This is a genomic window from Candidatus Phycosocius bacilliformis (assembly GCF_003112735.1).
GTDB lineage: Bacteria > Pseudomonadota > Alphaproteobacteria > Caulobacterales > Aquidulcibacteraceae > Aquidulcibacter > Aquidulcibacter bacilliformis.
On sequence record NZ_BFBR01000011.1, the window covers coordinates 44175 to 62501 of the forward strand.

Sequence of the window (18327 nt, forward strand, 5' to 3'; positions counted from 1 at the left end):
TTGCACATCTTTACCGCTGTCATCCCCTCCGCAGCGAAGAACGGGGACCTCGTCACGCACATGCGCTTTTGCGCCCCTGCGCTCGGAGGTCCCGGATCGGCTTCGCCGTCCGGGATGACACGGGTGTGGGTGGTTTTCTTTAATCTGGAACCGTTTTGGTGCACCTTGCGTTTCACCAAAACGGTCCATCGAGTTTGAGCGCGACAGCTGGGTCGTCAAGTGCGCAGCTTCGCTGCGTCGCAAGCGATCCGTTTTCGAAGAAAACGGACACTTGACTACCCAGATGTCGCAGAAACAATTGTTACAGCGGTTTGGTGGACCATGGGGATCACCAAAGCGCGTCCAGATAAGAACCCTTCCAACAAACCACTGTCATCTCCGCCGGAGCGAAGAGCGGGGACCTCGTTGCGCATATGCACACTTGCGGAAAAAGATCCCGGATCGGCTACGCCGTCCGGGATGACAATCGTGTGGGTAGCTTGTTATCTGGAAGCGGTTTGTGTGTTGGATATCAGGCTCCAACTGGCTCTGTTTTAACTGCAAGCCCAAGGTCTACGAGATCGGGCAAAAAGTAGCCTTTAATGCAGTCTATGCTTCTGACGGCGATTTCAGAATGTGTCTTGTGATAGATTTGCGCACCCTCAAAGATTGGCTCGCCCTCTACAAACAATCCTCGAACAGTATCAAAGCCGGTCGTCACTGAAAGATTGAGGCGATTAATAACGGCGCAATCGAGGTATCTCAGTACGGCAATATCCCGGTTATCGCCCTTTGACTTCCTGTTCATCGGTAGAGGCTTGCCGATGCTGGCGAATTCGACCTTCAAGCTCTCATACGATTCGATCAGCAGGCTTTGGCTTTCGCGAAGATCGATATCTAGGCGGCTGAGGCAGCTTCTCCGCCATATTTTGGAGTGAGCTCGCCGTCAGCAGTGAGGAATCCGTCACGCACAAGCTTCTCAATAATCTCATCCCGAGACATTTTTTGGGACCTGAGTTTCGCCTCTTCAAGCTGTCTCAGCATGTCTTGTCGCTCGCTTTCAAGCATGGCTTTCCTCCAAGTAACCGAATCACTAATCTGGAACTTGGGGCATCACAAGACGCACCCGCCTTGCCCCGTCGAAGCCTGCGCGCTAAAGCCAGCCGATGACAGACGCGCTTGAAAAGTCCATCCCGAAAGTTGGTATCGTTTCACTGGGTTGCCCAAAGGCCCTGGTTGATAGCGAGCGGATCATTACCCGCCTGCGGGCGGAGGGCTATCAGATTGCGCCCGATTATGACGGGGCCGACTTGGTTCTGGTCAACACTTGCGGCTTTCTCGACAGTGCGCGGGAAGAAAGCCTTGAAGCCATCGGTGAGGCCATCGCCGAAAATGGCAAGGTGATTGTTACAGGATGCCTGGGGGCGGAACCTGAGGTGATCCGCGAACGTCATCCCAATGTGCTGGCCATTACCGGTCCGCAGCAATATGAAAGCGTGATGAGCGCGGTACATGAGGCTTTGCCCCCGCGCCACGACCCCTTTCTGGATCTGGTTCCTGATAGCGGCGTGAAGCTAACCCCACGCCATTATGCCTATCTGAAGATTTCAGAAGGCTGCAATAATCGGTGTTCCTTTTGCATCATCCCGAAGCTGCGGGGTGATCTGGTATCACGACCTGCCGCACATGTGATGGCCGAGGCTGAAAAGCTGGTTTCAGCGGGGGTGAAGGAATTGCTGGTGATCAGCCAGGATACCTCGGCCTATGGGCTGGATATTGGTTATGCCACAAGTCGCTGGAAGGAGCGGGAGTATCGCGCCAAATTCCTTGATCTCTGCCAAGATCTGGGCAGACTCGGGGCTTGGGTCCGTCTGCATTACGTCTATCCCTACCCACATGTGGATGAGGTCATCCCCTTGATGGCAGAGGGTAAAATCCTGCCCTATCTCGACATTCCGTTCCAGCATGCAAGCCCGAAAGTCCTCAAGGCGATGCGCCGCCCGGCCAATCAGGAAAAACAGACTGCCCGCATCGCCAAATGGCGGTCTGAATGCCCTGATCTCGCCATCCGATCGACCTTTATCGTCGGCTTCCCCGGCGAGACGGAGGAGGACTTCCAGTTGCTGCTCGACTTCATGCGGGAAGGCCAAATCGACCGGGTCGGCTGTTTCAAATATGAAAACGTCGTCCACGCAGCATCGCGCGAGCTGGATCATCAGGTGCCGGAAGACGTGAAAGAAGAACGCTGGCACCGCTTCATGGAGGTGGCCCGCGACGTATCAGAACAGCGGCTGGCAACCAAGGTTGGCAAGCAAGTCGATGTGATTATCGACGAGATCGACGATGAAGGCCCGATCGGCCGCACGGTCTGGGATGCCCCGGATGTGGATGGCGCAATTGAGCTGCATGGCTTCAAGAAAGTTAAGCCAGGTGACATTGTGCGCGCGCGCATTGTTGAAGCAGGTGATTATGATTTGGTTGGCGAAGCGATCTAGCTTTTGGTTGCCAGCCACCAGCCCCCAAAACTGAGGCTCAACAACAGCGTCAGCATGACCGCCTGCGGCGAAAGACCATAGAGAGCCGCACTTGCCATCAGCATTGCTTCGATCTCGCGCAGGCCGGTCGGGGCCAGAAGCGCAATCCCGCTGAACAGCAAGACAGCCACCAGGATGAATGCCGCCTCGCGCCAAATCTGTCGACGGACCTGATCGGCCCGGACGTCCTGCATCACGGATGCGACAAAAGCCTCGCCGGGCGCGGCCGCATCGAGATTAGCCGCCTCGTGAAACAAGGCCTTAAGGGCAAGATCGTCTTCGGTCATGGCTTGGGACTTTCTGAGACAAGAAGTGTGGCGGTCGGAGCCGACGGGCGCAAGTCCCGCATGAGGTCCAGCGCCCGGTCACGCCCACGCTGGGCGTGGCTTTTGACGGTGCCGAGCGGCATGGACAGGGCTTGGGCTGCCTCGGCATGGGTTAGGCCTGCCCCGAAACAAAGCGAAACCACCAGTCTTTGATCCGGCGATAGGGCTTGAAGAATACGGTCCAGATCGAGCCGAGCGGCCATCCCAGCTTCAGTGCTTGTGTTCTGATCCTGCTCGGCGTGCCATGCGGTGTCACGCTTTTGTGCCCGGGTCAGACTGCGGCGCTGATCGCGTGCTGTATTGATGGCAATGGAAAACAACCAGCCGCGAAAACTGCTGCCGTCTCCCTCAGTACCGCGCCAGCGCGGCAGGGCTTTCCAAGCCTTCAAAAAGGTCTCCTGTGCCAGATCGTCCGCCAAGCTTGGCTCGGTGACCATCCGGCACAGGAAGGCGCGCAACGGGGCCTGATGACGGCGCACCAGCTGTTCAAACGCATTGGAGGAACCCGCACGGGCGCGTTTGACCAAAGCTTCATCAACATGGCTGACAAGCGCTTGACTGGATTGCACGGTCATAACCCCGGGTCGCTCTCCGCCGCGTCCTATTGCGGATTGGACTGAGCGGCAGAGGGGGTGGGGCGGCGCAGATGCCAACTCAAGAATTGGCCTGCACCGGTAAAGGCGAGCACCACACCGATCAGGATCAGGACCGTTCCGAAACTTGAGCCATCATCTGAAAAGGTCAGTTTGGCAATTCCGCCGGCAGCGCAGAAGCCAAAACCCATCATCACGCTGATGACACCTGCTCTTAGGTCCATTTCCGGCGAATTCGGTGCCTTTACCATCAGTTTCAGCGTGGTTTCATCCAGCTTTTGACCTGAGGCAATGACTTGGCGCAGCGTTTCCTGCTGGCCTTCGCGCACTTTTAGGTTCCAATAAAAGCCTGCCAACACACCAATCGTAATGCAGGCAAACAAAGCAAACGGAACAAGCTCACCAATCATTTCCATAGTCTCTTTCCTTTTGAGTGGCACGGCGACCATTTCACATTACAACGCCGCCGCAACAGAGTTTGGATGCAGGCTTACTGCACCGGCTGTGAGTCACCCACCGGGGCTTGAGGGGCATTTGTGCGCTGGCGGGAAATTTCCACCACATCATAAGTCTCCAAGTCCTGGCGCACCCGCATCGGCAAAGACTGCCATAGGGCGCGGTTGGCCTTAAGCTCATCAATGCTAAGACTGCGGCCTTCGCCATCGGCTTGTGGTTGTAACAGGCCGAGGGCAGCGCAGGTGCGCATACTGAAGGCCTGTCGGCCTGAAGCGTGGCACAAAATGCGGCGGCTGGTAGGCTGGGCTAAGTCACGCGCCAAGGCCTGATTGGCAGAACGAAGGGCTTTCCCTTGGATTGGTTGAGCAATCTGAGGGTGGGAAGGCATCGGAGCCACCGTCGCTTGAACTGTCCCAATAAAGCCGAAACTGGCGAACAAACTTGCGGCGGCGATGAGGTTGGGGAGGTTTTTCATGTCGTGATCCTTTCGTGGTCGGATATGAATGAAACGCCACAGCCCACAGAATTGGATGCAAATATTTTCCACATTCTTGGATGTTTTTCGCGCGAACAGAATTGGTCTATAGATGGAGGATGGCTGATGACGCATCTTCCCTGTCCCCCAATCCTGCCCTGTCCGCGGATGGTCTCTTGCTGGACTGCTGGTACTTTGCCGCCACGTCTGCGGAGCTCAAAGCTGGCAAGCAATTTCGCCGCATGATTCTGGGGGAACCTGTTCTGTTAGGCCGAACGGCCAAGGGCGACGTGCTGGCGATGCGCGATGTCTGCCCGCATCGGGCGGTTCCGCTTTCGGCGGGAAGACAGGTTCAGACCGCCGGGGAGGCGACTGTTGAATGCCCCTATCACGGCTGGCGCTTTGGAGCCGACGGGGTGTGTAAATTGATGCCCTCACTGGTTGACGGCCAGCCCTATGAAGCCTCCCGCGTGAAGGTGCGCCATTATCCCTATGTTGAGCGCCATGGCCTTGTCTTCATCTATATCTCTGCCGACCCCCGATTTGATGGCATCCCGGCGGTTGCCGCCCCAGAGTTCGCCATCATGGCTGAGAAGCCAAAGTTTGTGGTCAGTCGGGTGTTTGACGCCCACATGGATAATGCTGTTGTCGGCCTCATGGACCCTGCTCACGTCCCCTTCGTGCATAATCAATGGTGGTGGCGGCCCCCCTCCGTTGGCTTGAAGCTGAAGGAAAAGCAGTTCGAGCCCCGCCTTCATGGCTGGGCAATTGCCCGCCATGCGCCGTCATCCAATTCGCTGGCTTATCGCTTGTTATTTGGGGCATCGGTGACAACTGAAATCGTCTTCATGCTGCCAGGCTTTCGTTGGGAAGTGGTAGAAAATGAACGCAGTCAATTCTTTACCTTAACTTGCCTCACGCCGATTGACGGCAAATCCACCCAGATCACACAGATCAGCTATTGGACGTCAGCCCCGCTCTTGGATGTGATCAAGCCAATTTTGATCCCGGCAGCACGCGAGTTTCTTGACCAAGATGGCCGCATGGTCGATCTGCAAAACACCGGCCTTCCCTTTACCAAGGCCATGTTGTGGATTGACGATATCGACGTGCAAGCTAAGTGGTACAACAAGCTCAAAAGGGAATGGGCACAAAGTCGGGCCGAGGGGCGGCCATTTGACAATCCGATCCGGCCGCAACGCTTGACCTGGCGCAGCTGAGATCTTTCTATCACCACGATAAGGCTTGCGTCAGGCTATCAGGTTCGCCATCGTGTTCACCAAGCAGTGGCAGGGGCTCAGGGGAGAAACAGCTTCATGCGAATAGCGATTTTGAAGGAAACGCGCGACGGGGAAACCCGGGTGGCGGCCTCGCCGGAAACGATCAAGAAGATCAGTGCCGCAGGCCATCAGGTCGTGATTGAAACCGGGGCCGGGGCTGGGGCGGCTTCGCCCGATCATATGTTCGTGGAAGCCGGGGCAGAGATTGCGGCTGATGCAAAGTCGGCCCTCAAAGGGGCTGAGCTTGTCTTGAAAGTGCGCCGCCCGACGGAGGCGGAGTTGAAGCTTGTGCCCAAAGGTGCCGGCGTGGTCGCTTTCTGGACCCCCTATGGTGATAAGGCCCTGATCGAGGCAGCGGCAAAAGCAGGTGTCGTGGCGCTGTCGATGGAATTTACCCCACGCATTACCCGAGCCCAGGCGATGGACGCATTGTCCTCACAAGCCAATTTGGCTGGCTATCGCGCTGTTATTGAAGGGGCTGCCCTATATGGCCGTGGCTTCCCGATGATGATGACCGCGGCGGGAACCGTGGCGGCTGCCAAATGCTTTGTGATGGGTGCCGGTGTTGCGGGCCTGCAGGCGATTGCGACCGCCCGTCGGCTTGGGGCCATTGTGACCGCCACGGACGTACGCCCAGCGGCCAAAGAACAAGTCGCCTCTTTGGGTGCGAAATTCATCGCTGTTGAGGACGAAGAGTTCAAGGCAGCTGAAACTGCGGCTGGCTATGCCAAGCCGATGAGTGCGGAATATCAGGCCAAACAGGCAGCCTTGGTGGCCGACCATATCGCCAAGCAGGATGTGGTGATCACAACTGCTTTGATTCCCGGTCGTCCCGCCCCTGTGCTGGTCACCCCGGAGATGGTGGCCAAGATGAAGCCCGGCAGTGTCATTGTGGATCTGGCCGTGGAACAGGGCGGCAATTGCCCCTTGTCAAAGCCTGACCAATTGGTGGTGACCGATAATGGGGTAACGATTGCCGGCTTTGCCAATCTGCCCGGTCGTTTGGCCGCCGATGCCAGCGCCCTTTACGCAAAAAACCTCTTGAACCTCTTGCCGCTTCTCACCGATGGCGACGGCAAGGCGTTTGGACCCCATTATGACGACGACATCATCCAGGGCATGCTGCTGACCCGCGACGGCGCGGTCGTACATCCCTCTCTGACCACAGCATGAGGATTGAACATGGAAGCCGTTGATCCCACCGTTTTCCGTCTCGCCATTTTCGTCCTGGCGATTTTTGTTGGCTATTATGTGGTGTGGAGCGTGACGCCCGCCCTGCATACGCCCCTGATGGCTGTCACGAATGCGATCTCTTCGGTTGTGGTCGTGGGGGCTCTTGTTGCTGCTGCCGCGACCCTGCCAGGCGGGGGTGCAGATGGGGCCACTTGGGTGTCGCGGGGCATGGGGGCGCTTGCGGTCGCCTTGGCAGCCGTAAACATTTTTGGTGGCTTTCTGGTGACCCAGCGTATGTTGGCCATGTATAAGAAGAAGGAGCGTGCCGCTCCTGGAAAGGGCGGGCATTAAGATGTCGCCATCAGTTGCAGCCCTTCTTTACCTCGTCTCTGGGGTTCTGTTCATTCTAGCCTTGCGAGGCTTGTCGAGTCCCGAAACCAGCCGCCAAGGCAATCTCTACGGCATAATCGGCATGGCGATTTCGGTCGTCACCACCTTGCTGGCTGTGCAGCTTGATATCACGACGATTGGTCTGATTGTGACTGCGACCGCAGTCGGTGGCGGGATTGGGGCCCTTTTGGCCCGCAAAATCGCCATGACCAGCATGCCACAACTGGTCGCTGCCTTCCATTCGCTTGTCGGTTTGGCCGCTGTGCTGATTGCTGGGGCCGCCATGTACAGCCCCGCTGCTTTCCATATCGCACTTGAAACCGGTGGGATCAAAACTGCGTCGCTCATTGAAATGGGTCTGGGCGTGGCAATCGGGTCGATCACCTTTACCGGCTCATTGATCGCCTTTGCCAAACTCAACGGCAATATGAGTGGTGCCCCCATCATTTTGCCGGCGCGGCATGTGTTGAATGTGTTGATCCTTGTCGCAATCATTGCTCTGATTGTTACCCTGATCGTGACGCAAGGTGCTGCACTGTGGGCCTTCTGGGCGCTGGTGGGATTGTCCTTCCTGTTGGGTGTCACCCTGATTATTCCAATCGGCGGGGCAGACATGCCGGTCGTGGTCTCCATGCTCAACTCCTATTCGGGTTGGGCTGCGGCAGCCTTGGGTTTCACTCTCGAAAATAATGCGCTGATCATTACAGGCGCCTTGGTTGGCTCATCCGGGGCGATCTTGTCCTACATTATGTGTAAAGGCATGAACCGCAGCTTCATCTCGGTGATTTTGGGTGGTTTCGGTGCCGCGGATGGGGCTGCTGCGGAGGGTGGCCGGATTGAGACCCGCCCCGTCAAACAAGGCAGTGCAGATGATGCAGCCTTCATTATGAAGAATGCCGAGCGGGTCATCATCGTACCGGGTTACGGCATGGCCGTCGCTCAAGCCCAGCATGCGCTGAAGGAGATGGCCGACAAGCTGAAGGCCGAAGGCGTTGAAGTCAAATATGCCATCCATCCGGTGGCAGGCCGCATGCCCGGGCACATGAATGTGCTGCTCGCCGAAGCCCAAGTGCCTTATGATGAAGTGTTCGAGCTTGAGGATATCAATTCAGAATTCGGGCAGGCCGATGTGGCCTATGTGATCGGTGCCAATGACGTCACCAATCCGTCCGCCAAAACGGATCCTCAAAGCCCGATTTTTGGTATGCCGATCCTTGATGTCGAGAAGGCCAAGACGGTGCTGTTCATCAAGCGCGGCATGGGCTCTGGCTATGCGGGCGTGGAGAATGAATTATTCTTCCGCGACAACACGATGATGCTGTTTGCAGACGCCAAGAAAATGACCGAAGCAATCGTCAAATCGCTTTAGTCGGCTGTTTTCAGCGCGCATAACACGATAAAGCGGTCGGGTCGTCCCGGCCGCTTTTGTCGTGGCACATCACAGTTTAACCGATTGGTGGTAGGCCTAAGGCCTTGCGGACGGCAGCGGCCACTTGAGCTGCTGCTGCAAACGCGGTTTCCGATTGCGCGCCTTGAACACCAGTCCCGCCTGAAACAATGAGATCGGCATTCAAGCGGCTTGGTCCGGTCCAGCGCTCATAGGCGGGCCGGACCGTGGAGAGATATTGGGCGGCCACCGTCTCTGGGGTGCGACCGCGCTCATGTATGTCGCGCAAGAGCCGTCGAAGCAAGCGGATGTCGGCAGGTGTGTCGACGAACACCCGCAAGTCGCATTGCTCGTAAATGGCTGGATCGCACAAGGTGTGAGTGCCTTCGAGGATCACCACATCACATGGTTCCAGCCGGTGTGTCGCCGCGCGTCGACCGTGGATGGTGAAGTCATAGATGGGCACGTCAATGCCCTGGCCCGCCTTCAGCGCCGCCAGATGGCTGGCCAAGAGCACGTGATCTCGGGCCTCTGGCGTGTCAAAATCATAGCTTGCCGGATCAAAGCCCGGCAAAGACCGGCTATCCTTATAATAGTCGTCTTGCGAGAGAATGCGTGCGGTCAGCGGCCGCAATAACAAGGCCAATTGAGCTGCCGTTGTGGTCTTGCCCGAGCCAGAGCCCCCACTGATGGCGACAAGAAAAGGAGATTTGGCCACGCCTCTAACCGAGCCTAACAGCCGTGCCGCTGGCAGCCACCATCATCATTGAACCCTGATGGACCCCGCCTTCAAAATCAACCGAGACACCGACCACCGCATCAGCGCCTAAGGCGCGGGCTTCATTGATCAACTCGTCAATCGCAATCTGGCGAGCTTCGCGCAGCGTCTTTTCATAAGCCCCGCTCCGGCCACCGATGACGTCGCGGATCCCGGCAAACAAATCGCGAAACACATTCGCCCCGATCACGGCTTCACCAGCGACAATGCCCAGATATTGAACGACTTTACGGCCTTCAACCGAATCCGTGGTGGTGACAATCATGCCTTACTCCTTTGATCGCGTGCCGACGGGCTCAATCATTGACAGGTTCTTTGAGAACCGGGGCCGGCATACTGCCGACAAAATCTTGCACATTGCAGCCATATCCCGGCTTCAGCCGCGCTTCTGCCTGATTGAGGCCAGAGAAATTCACAATCACCCGCTCATCGAGATAGACGATTTGAGCCCCGTCAATCTGGGAACCGATTTCGGCGCGACAGGATTGCTCATCTCGGTTTTGGACATAAAGACAGCTACACATCTGGCGAGCGATGAAGCCAGCGGCAACTTCGCCATATTTGCGTGCCTGATAGGCAACGCCAAGTCCGATGACGAAAATGACAATGAGGACAATGCCGATAATCGTTGAGAAGGAAGGCAGTTTGCGCACGCGGCATATAACCCTATAAAGCTGTCGAAGGGCCAGCCTAATCCGGTCCGTCCTGTTCATCTAGAGGCTAATGTTGCGCCGCGCCATGCAGACACGCAGAAATCCCACGATTCAGTCCCGCAAGATCTGGTTTGGGCTGGCCTTGGCCAGTTCAATGGCTTTGGGGCTTGCCGGCTTGGTGGTTGCCCAAGATAGCCGCAAGGTCGATATGGCCGCAGCAGCCAAAGCAGGCTTGGTTCCACTGCCTCCCCAGCCAGCAGGTGTGCCGTTTCCGACGGATACCTGGCCTCGTGGTCCCCTGCCCTCGGCCGCTTCCCCCGTCATTCAGCGCCAGTTGGATGCCGCCTTCTTGCGAACCGATGGGCCGATGGGGGAAACCCGCGCGGTCATCATCGTCCAAGGCGGCCGGATCGTGGCAGAGCGCTATGGTCAGGGTTTTGATGAAAAGTCGAAGCTGGTGTCTTGGTCGATGGCCAAAAGTGTGACCGCCAGCTTGGTGGGCATTGCGGTGCTGGACGGCAAAATCAAGCTCGACCAGCCTTTGAATGAGCCACTCTGGGAAGATGGTGACCCGCGCCGTGCCATCACAATCCGGCAGGCTCTGCACATGACGGATGGTCTGCGCTGGCGCGAAGACGGCTATGAAGACCCGATCACCAATGATGCCGCCAAAATGCTGTTCGGGCCGGGGCGGGAAAACATCGTTGATTATGTGGCAAGCAAACCCGTTGAGTTCGCCCCCGGTACGCATTGGCGCTACTCTTCCGGCACCACCAATTTAATCTCCGCCGCACTCAGTCGAGCTGTTGCCCAGCGTGATTTGCGTGATCCCACGGGGGCTGAGCGCTATCGCAATTTTATGTATGAGCGCCTATTCCGTCCGATTGGCATGAATAATGTGGCGGTGGAGTTTGATCTGGCCGGCAATTTCTATGCCTCTTCCCTGATGCATGCCACGGCTCAGGACTGGGCGCGCTTTGGCCTGTTGCACCTGCGTGACGGGGTATGGGACGGCAAGCGCATATTACCTGAAGGCTATGTTGATTTTTTGCGGACCCCGACGACGGCAGAAGGGGCAACAGCTTATGGGGCGCATTGGTGGTTGAGCCTGCCCAACCAACAGGGTTTGTTGAAAAAGGGCCCGTATGATTCCTTTGAGGCCCATGGGTTCCAAGGTCAGTGGATTGGCGTCATCCCCTCTAAGGACCTCGTCATTGTGCGGTTGGGCCTGATGCGCAGCGAATCAGGTTGGGAAGATCTGGGTGCTTGGGTTCAACCCATCGTGGATGCCTTTCCCACCAAGACTGCACCCACAGGTTCGTCAAATCCTGGCTGATTCGCCTCCGAGCTAATTTCGCCCCCAAAACCCCCACATTGCGACCCAAGGGTTTCTTGTCGCATGCCTGAGCCTGTTTTGCGGGCACTTGGGCGGGTTTCACCCTTCATCTTGATGAAGAATCCCTTCCACGCCCGAACTGTTATTAAGAGCTTGTTAACTGAAAAACGCATTTTCGGTGAAAAACACCATTGACCCGGGAAACGGGGCACAGCCACTATATATGGTGTCTTCCTGAGGGGGTGGGCGCAAAGTCTAGGCAGAAGGCCAGAACCCGACATCGCTGTGCAAAAATGTGATTTGCGCGCGAGAACCTGTGAGCAGGGCCCAAATTGGGGCTGTTCAAAGGCGGAGGAATCGGGTGTTCTGGACGGCTGACAGGCTGGACAAAAATTGGGAGCGGAAAGAATGAACGGGAATGATGCAGCGACTGCCAATGCCATTGAAGCTGTCGCCAGTGCAGCGCCGGCAATCGCACGGCGGGCAGTGCATCGGGGCAAACCCAAAGCCGTTCAATTGCGCATCGTTGAAAGTGTTAAGGTCGACCGGTCGCGCGACGCGCTCTTGACTGACTTTGGCAAAACCACGCTGGAAGATCGCTATCTTCTGCAGGGCGAAAGCTATCAGGACATGTTCGCCCGGGTCGCCACCGCCTATGCCGACGACATTGCCCACGCCCAGCGCCTGTATGATTATATCTCCAAATTGTGGTTCATGCCTGCCACACCAGTCTTGTCCAATGGCGGGGCTGAGCGCGGTCTGCCGATCTCGTGCTTCCTCAATTCGGTGGACGACAGTCTCGACGGCATCGTGTCGTCTTGGAATGAAAATGTCTGGCTGGCCTCCAATGGCGGTGGGATCGGAACCTATTGGGGCAATGTGCGCTCTATCGGGGAAAAGATTGGGGCCAATGGCCATACCAGCGGCATCATTCCTTTCATTCGGGTGATGGACTCACTGACATTGGCGATTTCGCAAGGATCACTGCGCCGTGGGTCGGCGGCGGTTTATCTCGATGTCCATCATCCCGAGATCGAAGAGTTTCTGGAAATCCGCAAACCATCGGGCGATTTCAACCGCAAGAGCCTGAACTTGCACCATGGAATCAACATCACCGACGCCTTCATGGAGGCGGTGCGCACCGATGACGAGTTTGAGCTTTTGAGCCCCAAGACCCAAGACGTGGTTCGCAAGGTCAAGGCGCGCAAGATCTGGCAGAAAATCCTCGACCTCCGCCTGCAAACCGGCGAGCCGTATCTGCTGTTCGTTGATACGGTGAACAAGGCGATGCCGGCTCACCAGCGCAAACTGGGCTTTAAAGTTCGCCAGTCCAATCTGTGCAGCGAAATCATGCTGCACACGGGGCGGGATCATTTGGGCAAGGACCGCACTGCCGTGTGTTGCTTGTCCTCGCTCAATGCCGAAACCTATTTGGAATGGAAGGACGACCCCAACTTTATCGAGGACGTGTTCCGTTTCCTCGACAATGTGTTGGAAGACTTCATCCAGCGGGCACCTGATGAGATGGAGCGCGCCACCTATTCGGCCTTCCGGGAGCGCTCAGTCGGCCTTGGGATCATGGGGCTGCATTCCTTCCTGCAATCGCAAGGCGTTCCATTTGAAAGCGCGATGGCGAAAAGCTGGAACATGCGCATCTTTAAGCAGGTGCGGCAGGCTGCCGATGCAGCGTCGGTGAAATTGGCACAAGAGCGTGGGCCTTGCCCCGATGCGGCAGAGCAAGGCGTGATGGCCCGCTTCACCCACAAGCTGGCGATTGCGCCAACGGCGTCAATCTCAATCATCTGCGGCGGGACCAGCGCCGGGATCGAACCCATCCCGGCCAATATCTATACCCACAAGACCTTGTCGGGCTCGTTCTCGGTCAAAAATCCCTATCTGGCCAAATTGCTGGAAAGCAAGGGTGCCAATAATGATGCGACCTGGACCTCGATCTTGGAGAATGAGGGCTCGGTCCAGCATCTTGAGTGCCTGACGGATCTGGAAAAGTCGGTCTATAAGACCGCATTTGAGCTGGATCAGCGTTGGGTGATTGAATTGGCGGCGGATCGCACGCCCTATATCTGCCAGGGCCAGAGCTTGAACGTCTTTATCCCCGGCGATGTGGACAAGTGGGACCTGCACATGCTGCATTGGACGGCATGGGAAAAGGGCATCAAGAGCCTGTATTATTGCCGCTCGAAGTCCGTCCAGCGCGCCCAGATCGCAGGCTCAACCCAAAAGGGCGAGGATGTGGTTGATATGGCGGGCAGCGCGCCCACCAATTATGACGAGTGCTTGGCCTGCCAATAGGCGGCCGGGCGCTTAGTGTTTTTCCACCTGCCCTACAATCGCAATCTTATTCACCCGCGCAAAATGCAGGAATGAGCCCATCGGGAATTCGGTCCAGCCTCTCTGGCTGGTGTCGAGCCCCAAGGCCTGTGCGACATCGAACACATAATCCTGACAGCCAAAGGTCTTGCCCCGGTCGGGGCCGATCAGGGCCGGGCGTAACCGGTAGCGTGTTTCGCCGCGCCAGCGCCGATCCACAACAAGGGCTGCCTGATAGCGGGCCTCATCAACGCGGACATGGACTTGCAAATGCCGCCACCAGCCATCATCAACCTTCATCAGGCCGGGGACGAAGTCCTGCCCGGTCACAGCGCCCCAGGGCAGGATGAGGGCGGCGGCCATGGCCCTAATCGCCTCAAGCTGATCATGTGCATAATAGCCCGCCTCGCGTGTGCCAGGCTTTGCCAGTGGCGGTGTGTCTGGCCATTCAAGCCACAAATGGCCGATAAAATCGCCTTTGGACGGGGTCGGCTTGGTGGCGATGATGGTGATGATGCGACCCGGCGTTGACTTGTCTTGCCGCAAATCAAGGGTAGCCGCACGCGGTACGGGTTCAATCGGTGCGTAATAGGAGCGCATCCAAGCGGCCACTACCATGCCGAGATTTAGGCAAATCCAACTCAGAATGATCAAACTGATCAGTAGCAGGGGGCGCCGTCGCCACTGGGTGATTGCGTTACCACGACTATCTGTGGCAGTGTTTTGCCATGTATGTTTCACTGCGACCTGCCACGCTCGACGATGCGGCTGCCATTCAAGCAATCTATGCGCATCATGTCAAAACGGGCACTGGCACTTTTGAGATTGAACCTCCATCGCTGAGCGAGATGACCGCGCGGATGGTCAAGATTGCGGCGCGCGGCAGCCCTTGGTTGGTGGCGTGTGACGGCACCGGCCACGTGTTGGGATATGCCTATGCTGGTCCGTTTCGCGAGCGGCCAGCCTATGATTGCACGGTCGAGGACTCGGTTTATGTCGCTCAAAACGCCATGGGCCATGGGATTGGCCGGGCCCTTTTAAGTGAGCTGATCCAGCAATGTACTGCCAAGGGTTATAGCCAGATGCTGGCGGTAATTGGTGACAGCGACAATCATGCCTCAATCAGCCTTCACCGGGCGATGGGCTTTGCGCATGTCGGGGTGCTGCGCCATGTTGGCCAGAAGTTCGGGCGCGAGCTTGATGTCGTAATCTTGCAAAAAAGTCTGTGAACAACACCAGAGAATCAGGCCAAGCCTATTTCGTGTTTCACCGATCTTGTTAAGCTGGTCTTAACCATGCGGCCATCTATATCTAGGGGCGCAGATCGCAACACACACACGATATGGGGGCATAGAATGGCATTTGGTGATCAGGGAAAGATGATTGGACTGGTAACGCCGTCGCACAGCTACAAACCGTTCCGTTATCCCTGGGCCTATGATTTCTGGAAACGCCAGCAGCAAGTCCACTGGTTGCCCGAGGAAGTGCCACTGGGTGAGGATTGCAAGGATTGGGCAACGCGCCTCAATGATAATGAGCGCAATCTGTTGACTCAGATTTTCCGCTTTTTCACCCAATCCGACGTCGAAGTGAATGATAATTACATGGAGCGTTACGCCCGTGTATTCAAACCGACCGAAATCAAGATGATGCTGTCGGCCTTCTCCAATATCGAGACGGTGCATATCGCGGCCTATGCCTTGTTGCTGGAAACCATCGGCATGCCCGATTCGGAATTCTCCGCCTTCATGGAATATGAGGCGATGCGCGACAAACATACCTATATGCAGGATTTTGGCGTCGATACCGAAGAAGATGTGCTGCGGACCTTGGCCATGTTTGGCGGCTTTACCGAAGGCCTGCAGCTATTTGCCTCGTTTGCCATGCTGATGAATTTCCCCCGCTTTAACAAGATGAAGGGGATGGGCCAGATTGTGTCGTGGTCTGTGCGCGATGAAAGCCTGCATTGCGAGGGCATCGTCAAACTGTTCCATACCTATGCCCGTGAGACCGGCAAATTGAGCGCCTCGGTCAAAGACGACATCGTTGATTGCTGCAAGACTGTGGTGAAGCTGGAAGACAAGTTTATCGATCTGGCGTTCGAAATGGGTCCTGTTCAAGGCATGGTGCCAGCGGATATCAAGTCCTACATCCGCTATATTGCCGATTGGCGTCTGTCCCAGCTCGAATTGCCCACCATTTACGGCATTACTGAGCATCCGCTGCCGTGGTTGAGCCCGCTGCTCAACGGCGTGGAACACGCCAATTTCTTTGAGGCCCGTGCCACTGAATATTCAAAGGGCGCGACCAAGGGCGACTGGCATGGTGAGGATGGTGTGTGGTCGATGTTTGATCGCATGCTGGAGAAGCGGTCCAAGGAATCTGAGCTGCTCGACTGATTTGAGCGGCAGTCTCCAATCCTGAACGCAGGTCTGGGATCACCAGGCCTGCGTTTGTCATTTTTGCCGGGTAGACGGCAGGATGGGTCGGCACCTCTTGCCGGGCCGGTCAACCTGGCCGCGCACATGCCCTATGTTCTGGGCCATTCTGACTGGCACGCGACTTGAAGGGGACCCTGTCGAAAGGATGACCTTCGACATGCGGCTTGATCTTGTTGGCCTCGACAGCCTAACCCAGATTGCCTGGGCCTTGGTGGACACCCATGGTGAAGATGCGGTGGCCATTGCCGACCGCACCATCACAGATCTGGAAAGCGAAGGCTCAAAACCTGTTGCTGATGCCTGGCGTGGGCTGCGCGCCCTGCTGGAAGATGCGCTCAATGGTCGGCTGGGACGACAAACCCCAACCATCCATTGAAGGCAAATGGCCCTAACGCCACACCCAGACCAGAACGGCCGTGATGCCAATCAAGACAAGCGCCTGTAGCCGGTAATTCTGCCACAGCGGCTGGGTGCGCAAATGGGCGGTTTCGGCGTCATAGTCAGCCTTTTTCCACATCAAGGTCTCAATCTGATCAAGTGATGGGGCTGGGGCTAAGAATGAACCAGCCACCACGCCTGCCAAGGCAACCGCGAAAATCACACAGGCCGCGATGAGAAAATGCATATTCAGCGTTTCAGTCACCGCGATGACGATGAAGAGATAAATGCCGGTTGCGGTACCAAGTACAAGGCCGATGCGTGCACCTGTGGCATTCGCCCGCTTCCAGAACAAGCCCGCTAAGAATAAGGCGACAATAGGCGGTACGGCATAGGCCAAGACGGCTTGGATATATTGCCACAACGAATCGGCGTGTTTTTCGATCACCGGTATCCAAGCAATTGACAGCACCATCAGCACCAAAGTGGCGATCCTGCCAATGCGCACCAAAGCTGCCTGGCTGAGGGTTGGTGCCAGTTTGCGGGCAAAGTCCATTGTCACCAGCGTGGAGGCTGAGTTGAAGGTTGAGGCAATTGAACTCATGATGGCGGCCAAAAACCCCGCGATTACAATCCCAACAATGCCAACAGGCAGAAGATCAAAGATCAGGGTCGGATAAACCATGTCACCCTTTTCCAGATTGGGATAAATCAGAATGGCCGCAGTGCCCGGCAGAACCATCAGAAATAGGATGGGTAGTTTGAGTACCCCGGCAAACAGGCTGCCCCAACGGCCATGGTCCAGCGTCTTGGCACTCATCACCCGCTGGGCCATGAATTGATTGGTACACCAGAAATAAAACCCCAAAAGAGGCACGCCGGTGATCAGGCCAAACCACGGCACCCCGGGATCATCATTAGGGCGGATCAGGCTGAGTTTTTCAGGATCGACTTGGCTCATAACCTGATTCCAACCACCGGCTTTGTCGAAGGCAAAATAGGCGATGAACACCGAGGCCCCCAAGAGAAGCACAGTCTGGACCACTTCAGTCACCATCACGGCGCGCAAACCACCCAAAGCCGTATAAAGCCCAGCCGTGACCGCCAGAATCGCGGCAATTTCCCACAATGCCAGACTGGGGAATAACAGCTTAAACAGGATGGCACCGCCAAACAGGGTCGACGCGGTATCAACCACAATATTGAGGAAAATCGTCAAGCCGGAGAAGTAGAGCCGGATTGAGCCAGAATAACGCCGCTCAAGAAATTCCGGCATTGTGTAGACTTGGCTACGCAGCACGGCCGGCAGCACAAAGATACAATAAATCGCCAGAATGACCGTGGCCATCCATTCGTAATTGAATACGGAAATCCCGATCGTATAGGCAGCCCCGGCCAGACCAATCAGCGTTGTTGCCGAAATATTGGAACCAATCAGTGCCAGTCCAATGGTCGGCCACGTCGCGGCGCGCGATGCGAGGAAGTAATCCTTGGCGTCGGTCTGCCCGCGGGACGCAATTAATCCCAGCAGAATGATGCCTGCCAGATAGCCAAACACGATGATCCAGTCCAAACCGGCCATTGAGGCCTGTAGCGTGTCCATGCTTTTCCCCCTCATCGCAGGCTCTGGCTGGGCCCTTTGACTGACCCGACCCACCTCTTCTTACGATCACGCTAAAGTGAGCAAACCGGTTCGACAACCGTGTCAGGTGAGAATTGGCAGCCGATCCGACTTTGACTTGACCTTGCGCCCGCGACTGGGGAATAGTGGCTCGGATCCAGAGGGTCACATGGACCCCATCTTTGCCGGCCTGCCACTG

General features: G+C 56.6%; 20 protein-coding genes. 10 read left to right on the top strand and 10 right to left on the bottom strand.

The genetic code is table 11. The annotated features are described in order from the left end of the window. Nucleotides 1–511: 511 nt before the first annotated feature. A complete protein-coding gene (locus PbB2_RS14565) occupies nucleotides 512–826 on the bottom strand; it encodes a hypothetical protein (RefSeq protein WP_133245845.1) in 315 nt (104 codons plus the stop codon). A 319-nt stretch (nucleotides 827–1145) separates the two neighbouring features. Between PbB2_RS14565 and rimO the strand changes: the two genes are divergently transcribed. Further along, nucleotides 1146–2474: a 30S ribosomal protein S12 methylthiotransferase RimO gene (gene rimO / locus PbB2_RS14570; protein ID WP_108986114.1), complete on the top strand. Its 1329-nt coding sequence runs from the start codon at nucleotides 1146–1148 to the stop codon at nucleotides 2472–2474. On the opposite strand, the gene PbB2_RS14575 is transcribed toward rimO, so the two are convergent. The 4 genes from PbB2_RS14575 to PbB2_RS14590 form a co-directional block, all read right to left on the bottom strand. Beyond that, the gene (locus PbB2_RS14575; RefSeq protein ID WP_108986115.1) at nucleotides 2471–2800 is read right to left on the bottom strand and encodes a hypothetical protein; all 330 of its coding nucleotides are present in this window, start codon (nucleotides 2798–2800) and stop codon (nucleotides 2471–2473) included. The two genes, rimO and PbB2_RS14575, sit on opposite strands and share 4 nt — an antisense overlap. Next, nucleotides 2797–3414, bottom strand: a complete 618-nt coding sequence (locus PbB2_RS14580) for an RNA polymerase sigma factor (protein WP_108986116.1) — start codon at nucleotides 3412–3414, stop codon at nucleotides 2797–2799. The genes PbB2_RS14575 and PbB2_RS14580 overlap by 4 nt, the downstream gene beginning before the upstream one ends. A gap of 26 nt (nucleotides 3415–3440) precedes the next feature. Continuing rightward, nucleotides 3441–3848, bottom strand: a complete 408-nt coding sequence (locus PbB2_RS14585) for a DUF6249 domain-containing protein (RefSeq protein WP_108986117.1) — start codon at nucleotides 3846–3848, stop codon at nucleotides 3441–3443. A 74-nt stretch (nucleotides 3849–3922) separates the two neighbouring features. Further along, entirely contained in the window at nucleotides 3923–4363 is a 441-nt protein-coding gene (locus tag PbB2_RS14590; protein WP_108986118.1) for a hypothetical protein, read from the bottom strand. A gap of 119 nt (nucleotides 4364–4482) precedes the next feature. On the opposite strand from PbB2_RS14590, the gene PbB2_RS14595 reads away from it, so the two are divergent. The 4 genes from PbB2_RS14595 to PbB2_RS14610 all read left to right on the top strand — a co-directional run bounded on the left by PbB2_RS14595 (nucleotide 4483) and on the right by PbB2_RS14610 (nucleotide 8575). Further along, entirely contained in the window at nucleotides 4483–5583 is a 1101-nt protein-coding gene (locus PbB2_RS14595) for an aromatic ring-hydroxylating oxygenase subunit alpha (RefSeq protein WP_108986119.1), read from the top strand. A gap of 96 nt (nucleotides 5584–5679) precedes the next feature. Beyond that, on the top strand, nucleotides 5680–6816 hold the full coding sequence (locus PbB2_RS14600) for a Re/Si-specific NAD(P)(+) transhydrogenase subunit alpha (RefSeq protein WP_108986120.1): 1137 nt from the start codon (nucleotides 5680–5682) through the stop codon (nucleotides 6814–6816). A 9-nt stretch (nucleotides 6817–6825) separates the two neighbouring features. After that, nucleotides 6826–7167 carry an NAD(P) transhydrogenase subunit alpha part 2 gene (locus tag PbB2_RS14605; protein WP_108986121.1) on the top strand — a complete coding sequence of 114 codons (342 nt, stop codon included), beginning with the start codon at nucleotides 6826–6828 and terminating at the stop codon, nucleotides 7165–7167. A gap of 1 nt (nucleotide 7168) precedes the next feature. Further along, nucleotides 7169–8575, top strand: a complete 1407-nt coding sequence (locus PbB2_RS14610) for an NAD(P)(+) transhydrogenase (Re/Si-specific) subunit beta (protein ID WP_108986122.1) — start codon at nucleotides 7169–7171, stop codon at nucleotides 8573–8575. Nucleotides 8576–8651: 76 nt separating this feature from the next. On the opposite strand, the gene udk is transcribed toward PbB2_RS14610, so the two are convergent. Genes udk through PbB2_RS14625 form a run of 3 tightly spaced genes read right to left on the bottom strand, consistent with a single transcriptional unit; the run spans nucleotide 8652 to nucleotide 10024 of the window. After that, nucleotides 8652–9311, bottom strand: a complete 660-nt coding sequence (gene udk / locus PbB2_RS14615) for a uridine kinase (protein WP_108986123.1) — start codon at nucleotides 9309–9311, stop codon at nucleotides 8652–8654. 4 nt (nucleotides 9312–9315) lie between these two features. Next, nucleotides 9316–9636 carry a heavy metal-binding domain-containing protein gene (locus tag PbB2_RS14620; protein ID WP_108986124.1) on the bottom strand — a complete coding sequence of 107 codons (321 nt, stop codon included), beginning with the start codon at nucleotides 9634–9636 and terminating at the stop codon, nucleotides 9316–9318. A gap of 31 nt (nucleotides 9637–9667) precedes the next feature. After that, complete coding sequence (locus PbB2_RS14625) at nucleotides 9668–10024, bottom strand: hypothetical protein (RefSeq protein ID WP_108986125.1); 357 nt, start codon at nucleotides 10022–10024, stop codon at nucleotides 9668–9670. Nucleotides 10025–10109: 85 nt separating this feature from the next. Here PbB2_RS14625 and PbB2_RS14630 point away from each other — a divergent pair, with 85 nt between their 5' ends. Next, nucleotides 10110–11360, top strand: coding sequence for a serine hydrolase domain-containing protein (locus tag PbB2_RS14630; RefSeq protein ID WP_192576370.1), 1251 nt, complete (start codon nucleotides 10110–10112; stop codon nucleotides 11358–11360). A 408-nt stretch (nucleotides 11361–11768) separates the two neighbouring features. Next, complete coding sequence (locus tag PbB2_RS14635) at nucleotides 11769–13670, top strand: ribonucleoside-diphosphate reductase subunit alpha (protein ID WP_108986127.1); 1902 nt, start codon at nucleotides 11769–11771, stop codon at nucleotides 13668–13670. 12 nt (nucleotides 13671–13682) lie between these two features. On the opposite strand, the gene PbB2_RS14640 is transcribed toward PbB2_RS14635, so the two are convergent. Next, nucleotides 13683–14306, bottom strand: coding sequence for a hypothetical protein (locus PbB2_RS14640; protein WP_108986128.1), 624 nt, complete (start codon nucleotides 14304–14306; stop codon nucleotides 13683–13685). A gap of 110 nt (nucleotides 14307–14416) precedes the next feature. Between PbB2_RS14640 and PbB2_RS14645 the strand changes: the two genes are divergently transcribed. From PbB2_RS14645 to PbB2_RS14655, 3 genes are all read left to right on the top strand, one after another. Further along, entirely contained in the window at nucleotides 14417–14917 is a 501-nt protein-coding gene (locus tag PbB2_RS14645) for a GNAT family N-acetyltransferase (RefSeq protein ID WP_108986129.1), read from the top strand. Between the two features lie 126 nt (nucleotides 14918–15043). After that, nucleotides 15044–16087, top strand: coding sequence for a ribonucleotide-diphosphate reductase subunit beta (locus PbB2_RS14650; RefSeq protein WP_108986130.1), 1044 nt, complete (start codon nucleotides 15044–15046; stop codon nucleotides 16085–16087). Nucleotides 16088–16274: 187 nt separating this feature from the next. After that, nucleotides 16275–16505 carry a hypothetical protein gene (locus PbB2_RS14655; protein WP_238165037.1) on the top strand — a complete coding sequence of 77 codons (231 nt, stop codon included), beginning with the start codon at nucleotides 16275–16277 and terminating at the stop codon, nucleotides 16503–16505. Nucleotides 16506–16517: 12 nt separating this feature from the next. Here PbB2_RS14655 and PbB2_RS14660 read toward each other — a convergent pair whose 3' ends face one another. Then, a complete protein-coding gene (locus tag PbB2_RS14660; protein ID WP_108986131.1) occupies nucleotides 16518–18110 on the bottom strand; it encodes a sodium:solute symporter in 1593 nt (530 codons plus the stop codon). Nucleotides 18111–18327: the final 217 nt, after the last annotated feature.

Excerpts from the sequence above, each read along its gene's own strand:
- PbB2_RS14635 (WP_108986127.1), top strand. The coding sequence starts at position 11,769 with ATGAACGGGAATGATGCAGCGACTGCCAATGCCATTGAAGCTGTCGCC.
- PbB2_RS14660 (WP_108986131.1), bottom strand. The coding sequence starts at position 18,110 with ATGGACACGCTACAGGCCTCAATGGCCGGTTTGGACTGGATCATCGTG.
- PbB2_RS14630 (WP_192576370.1), top strand. The coding sequence starts at position 10,110 with ATGCAGACACGCAGAAATCCCACGATTCAGTCCCGCAAGATCTGGTTT.
- PbB2_RS14600 (WP_108986120.1), top strand. The coding sequence starts at position 5,680 with ATGCGAATAGCGATTTTGAAGGAAACGCGCGACGGGGAAACCCGGGTG.
- PbB2_RS14620 (WP_108986124.1), bottom strand. The coding sequence starts at position 9,636 with ATGATTGTCACCACCACGGATTCGGTTGAAGGCCGTAAAGTCGTTCAA.
- PbB2_RS14650 (WP_108986130.1), top strand. The coding sequence starts at position 15,044 with ATGGCATTTGGTGATCAGGGAAAGATGATTGGACTGGTAACGCCGTCG.
- PbB2_RS14640 (WP_108986128.1), bottom strand. The coding sequence starts at position 14,306 with ATGGTAGTGGCCGCTTGGATGCGCTCCTATTACGCACCGATTGAACCC.
- PbB2_RS14645 (WP_108986129.1), top strand. The coding sequence starts at position 14,417 with ATGTATGTTTCACTGCGACCTGCCACGCTCGACGATGCGGCTGCCATT.
- PbB2_RS14575 (WP_108986115.1), bottom strand. The coding sequence starts at position 2,800 with ATGACCGAAGACGATCTTGCCCTTAAGGCCTTGTTTCACGAGGCGGCT.
- PbB2_RS14595 (WP_108986119.1), top strand. The coding sequence starts at position 4,483 with ATGGCTGATGACGCATCTTCCCTGTCCCCCAATCCTGCCCTGTCCGCG.
- PbB2_RS14580 (WP_108986116.1), bottom strand. The coding sequence starts at position 3,414 with ATGACCGTGCAATCCAGTCAAGCGCTTGTCAGCCATGTTGATGAAGCT.
- PbB2_RS14590 (WP_108986118.1), bottom strand. The coding sequence starts at position 4,363 with ATGAAAAACCTCCCCAACCTCATCGCCGCCGCAAGTTTGTTCGCCAGT.
- PbB2_RS14655 (WP_238165037.1), top strand. The coding sequence starts at position 16,275 with ATGACCTTCGACATGCGGCTTGATCTTGTTGGCCTCGACAGCCTAACC.
- PbB2_RS14610 (WP_108986122.1), top strand. The coding sequence starts at position 7,169 with ATGTCGCCATCAGTTGCAGCCCTTCTTTACCTCGTCTCTGGGGTTCTG.
- PbB2_RS14605 (WP_108986121.1), top strand. The coding sequence starts at position 6,826 with ATGGAAGCCGTTGATCCCACCGTTTTCCGTCTCGCCATTTTCGTCCTG.
- rimO (WP_108986114.1), top strand. The coding sequence starts at position 1,146 with ATGACAGACGCGCTTGAAAAGTCCATCCCGAAAGTTGGTATCGTTTCA.
- PbB2_RS14585 (WP_108986117.1), bottom strand. The coding sequence starts at position 3,848 with ATGGAAATGATTGGTGAGCTTGTTCCGTTTGCTTTGTTTGCCTGCATT.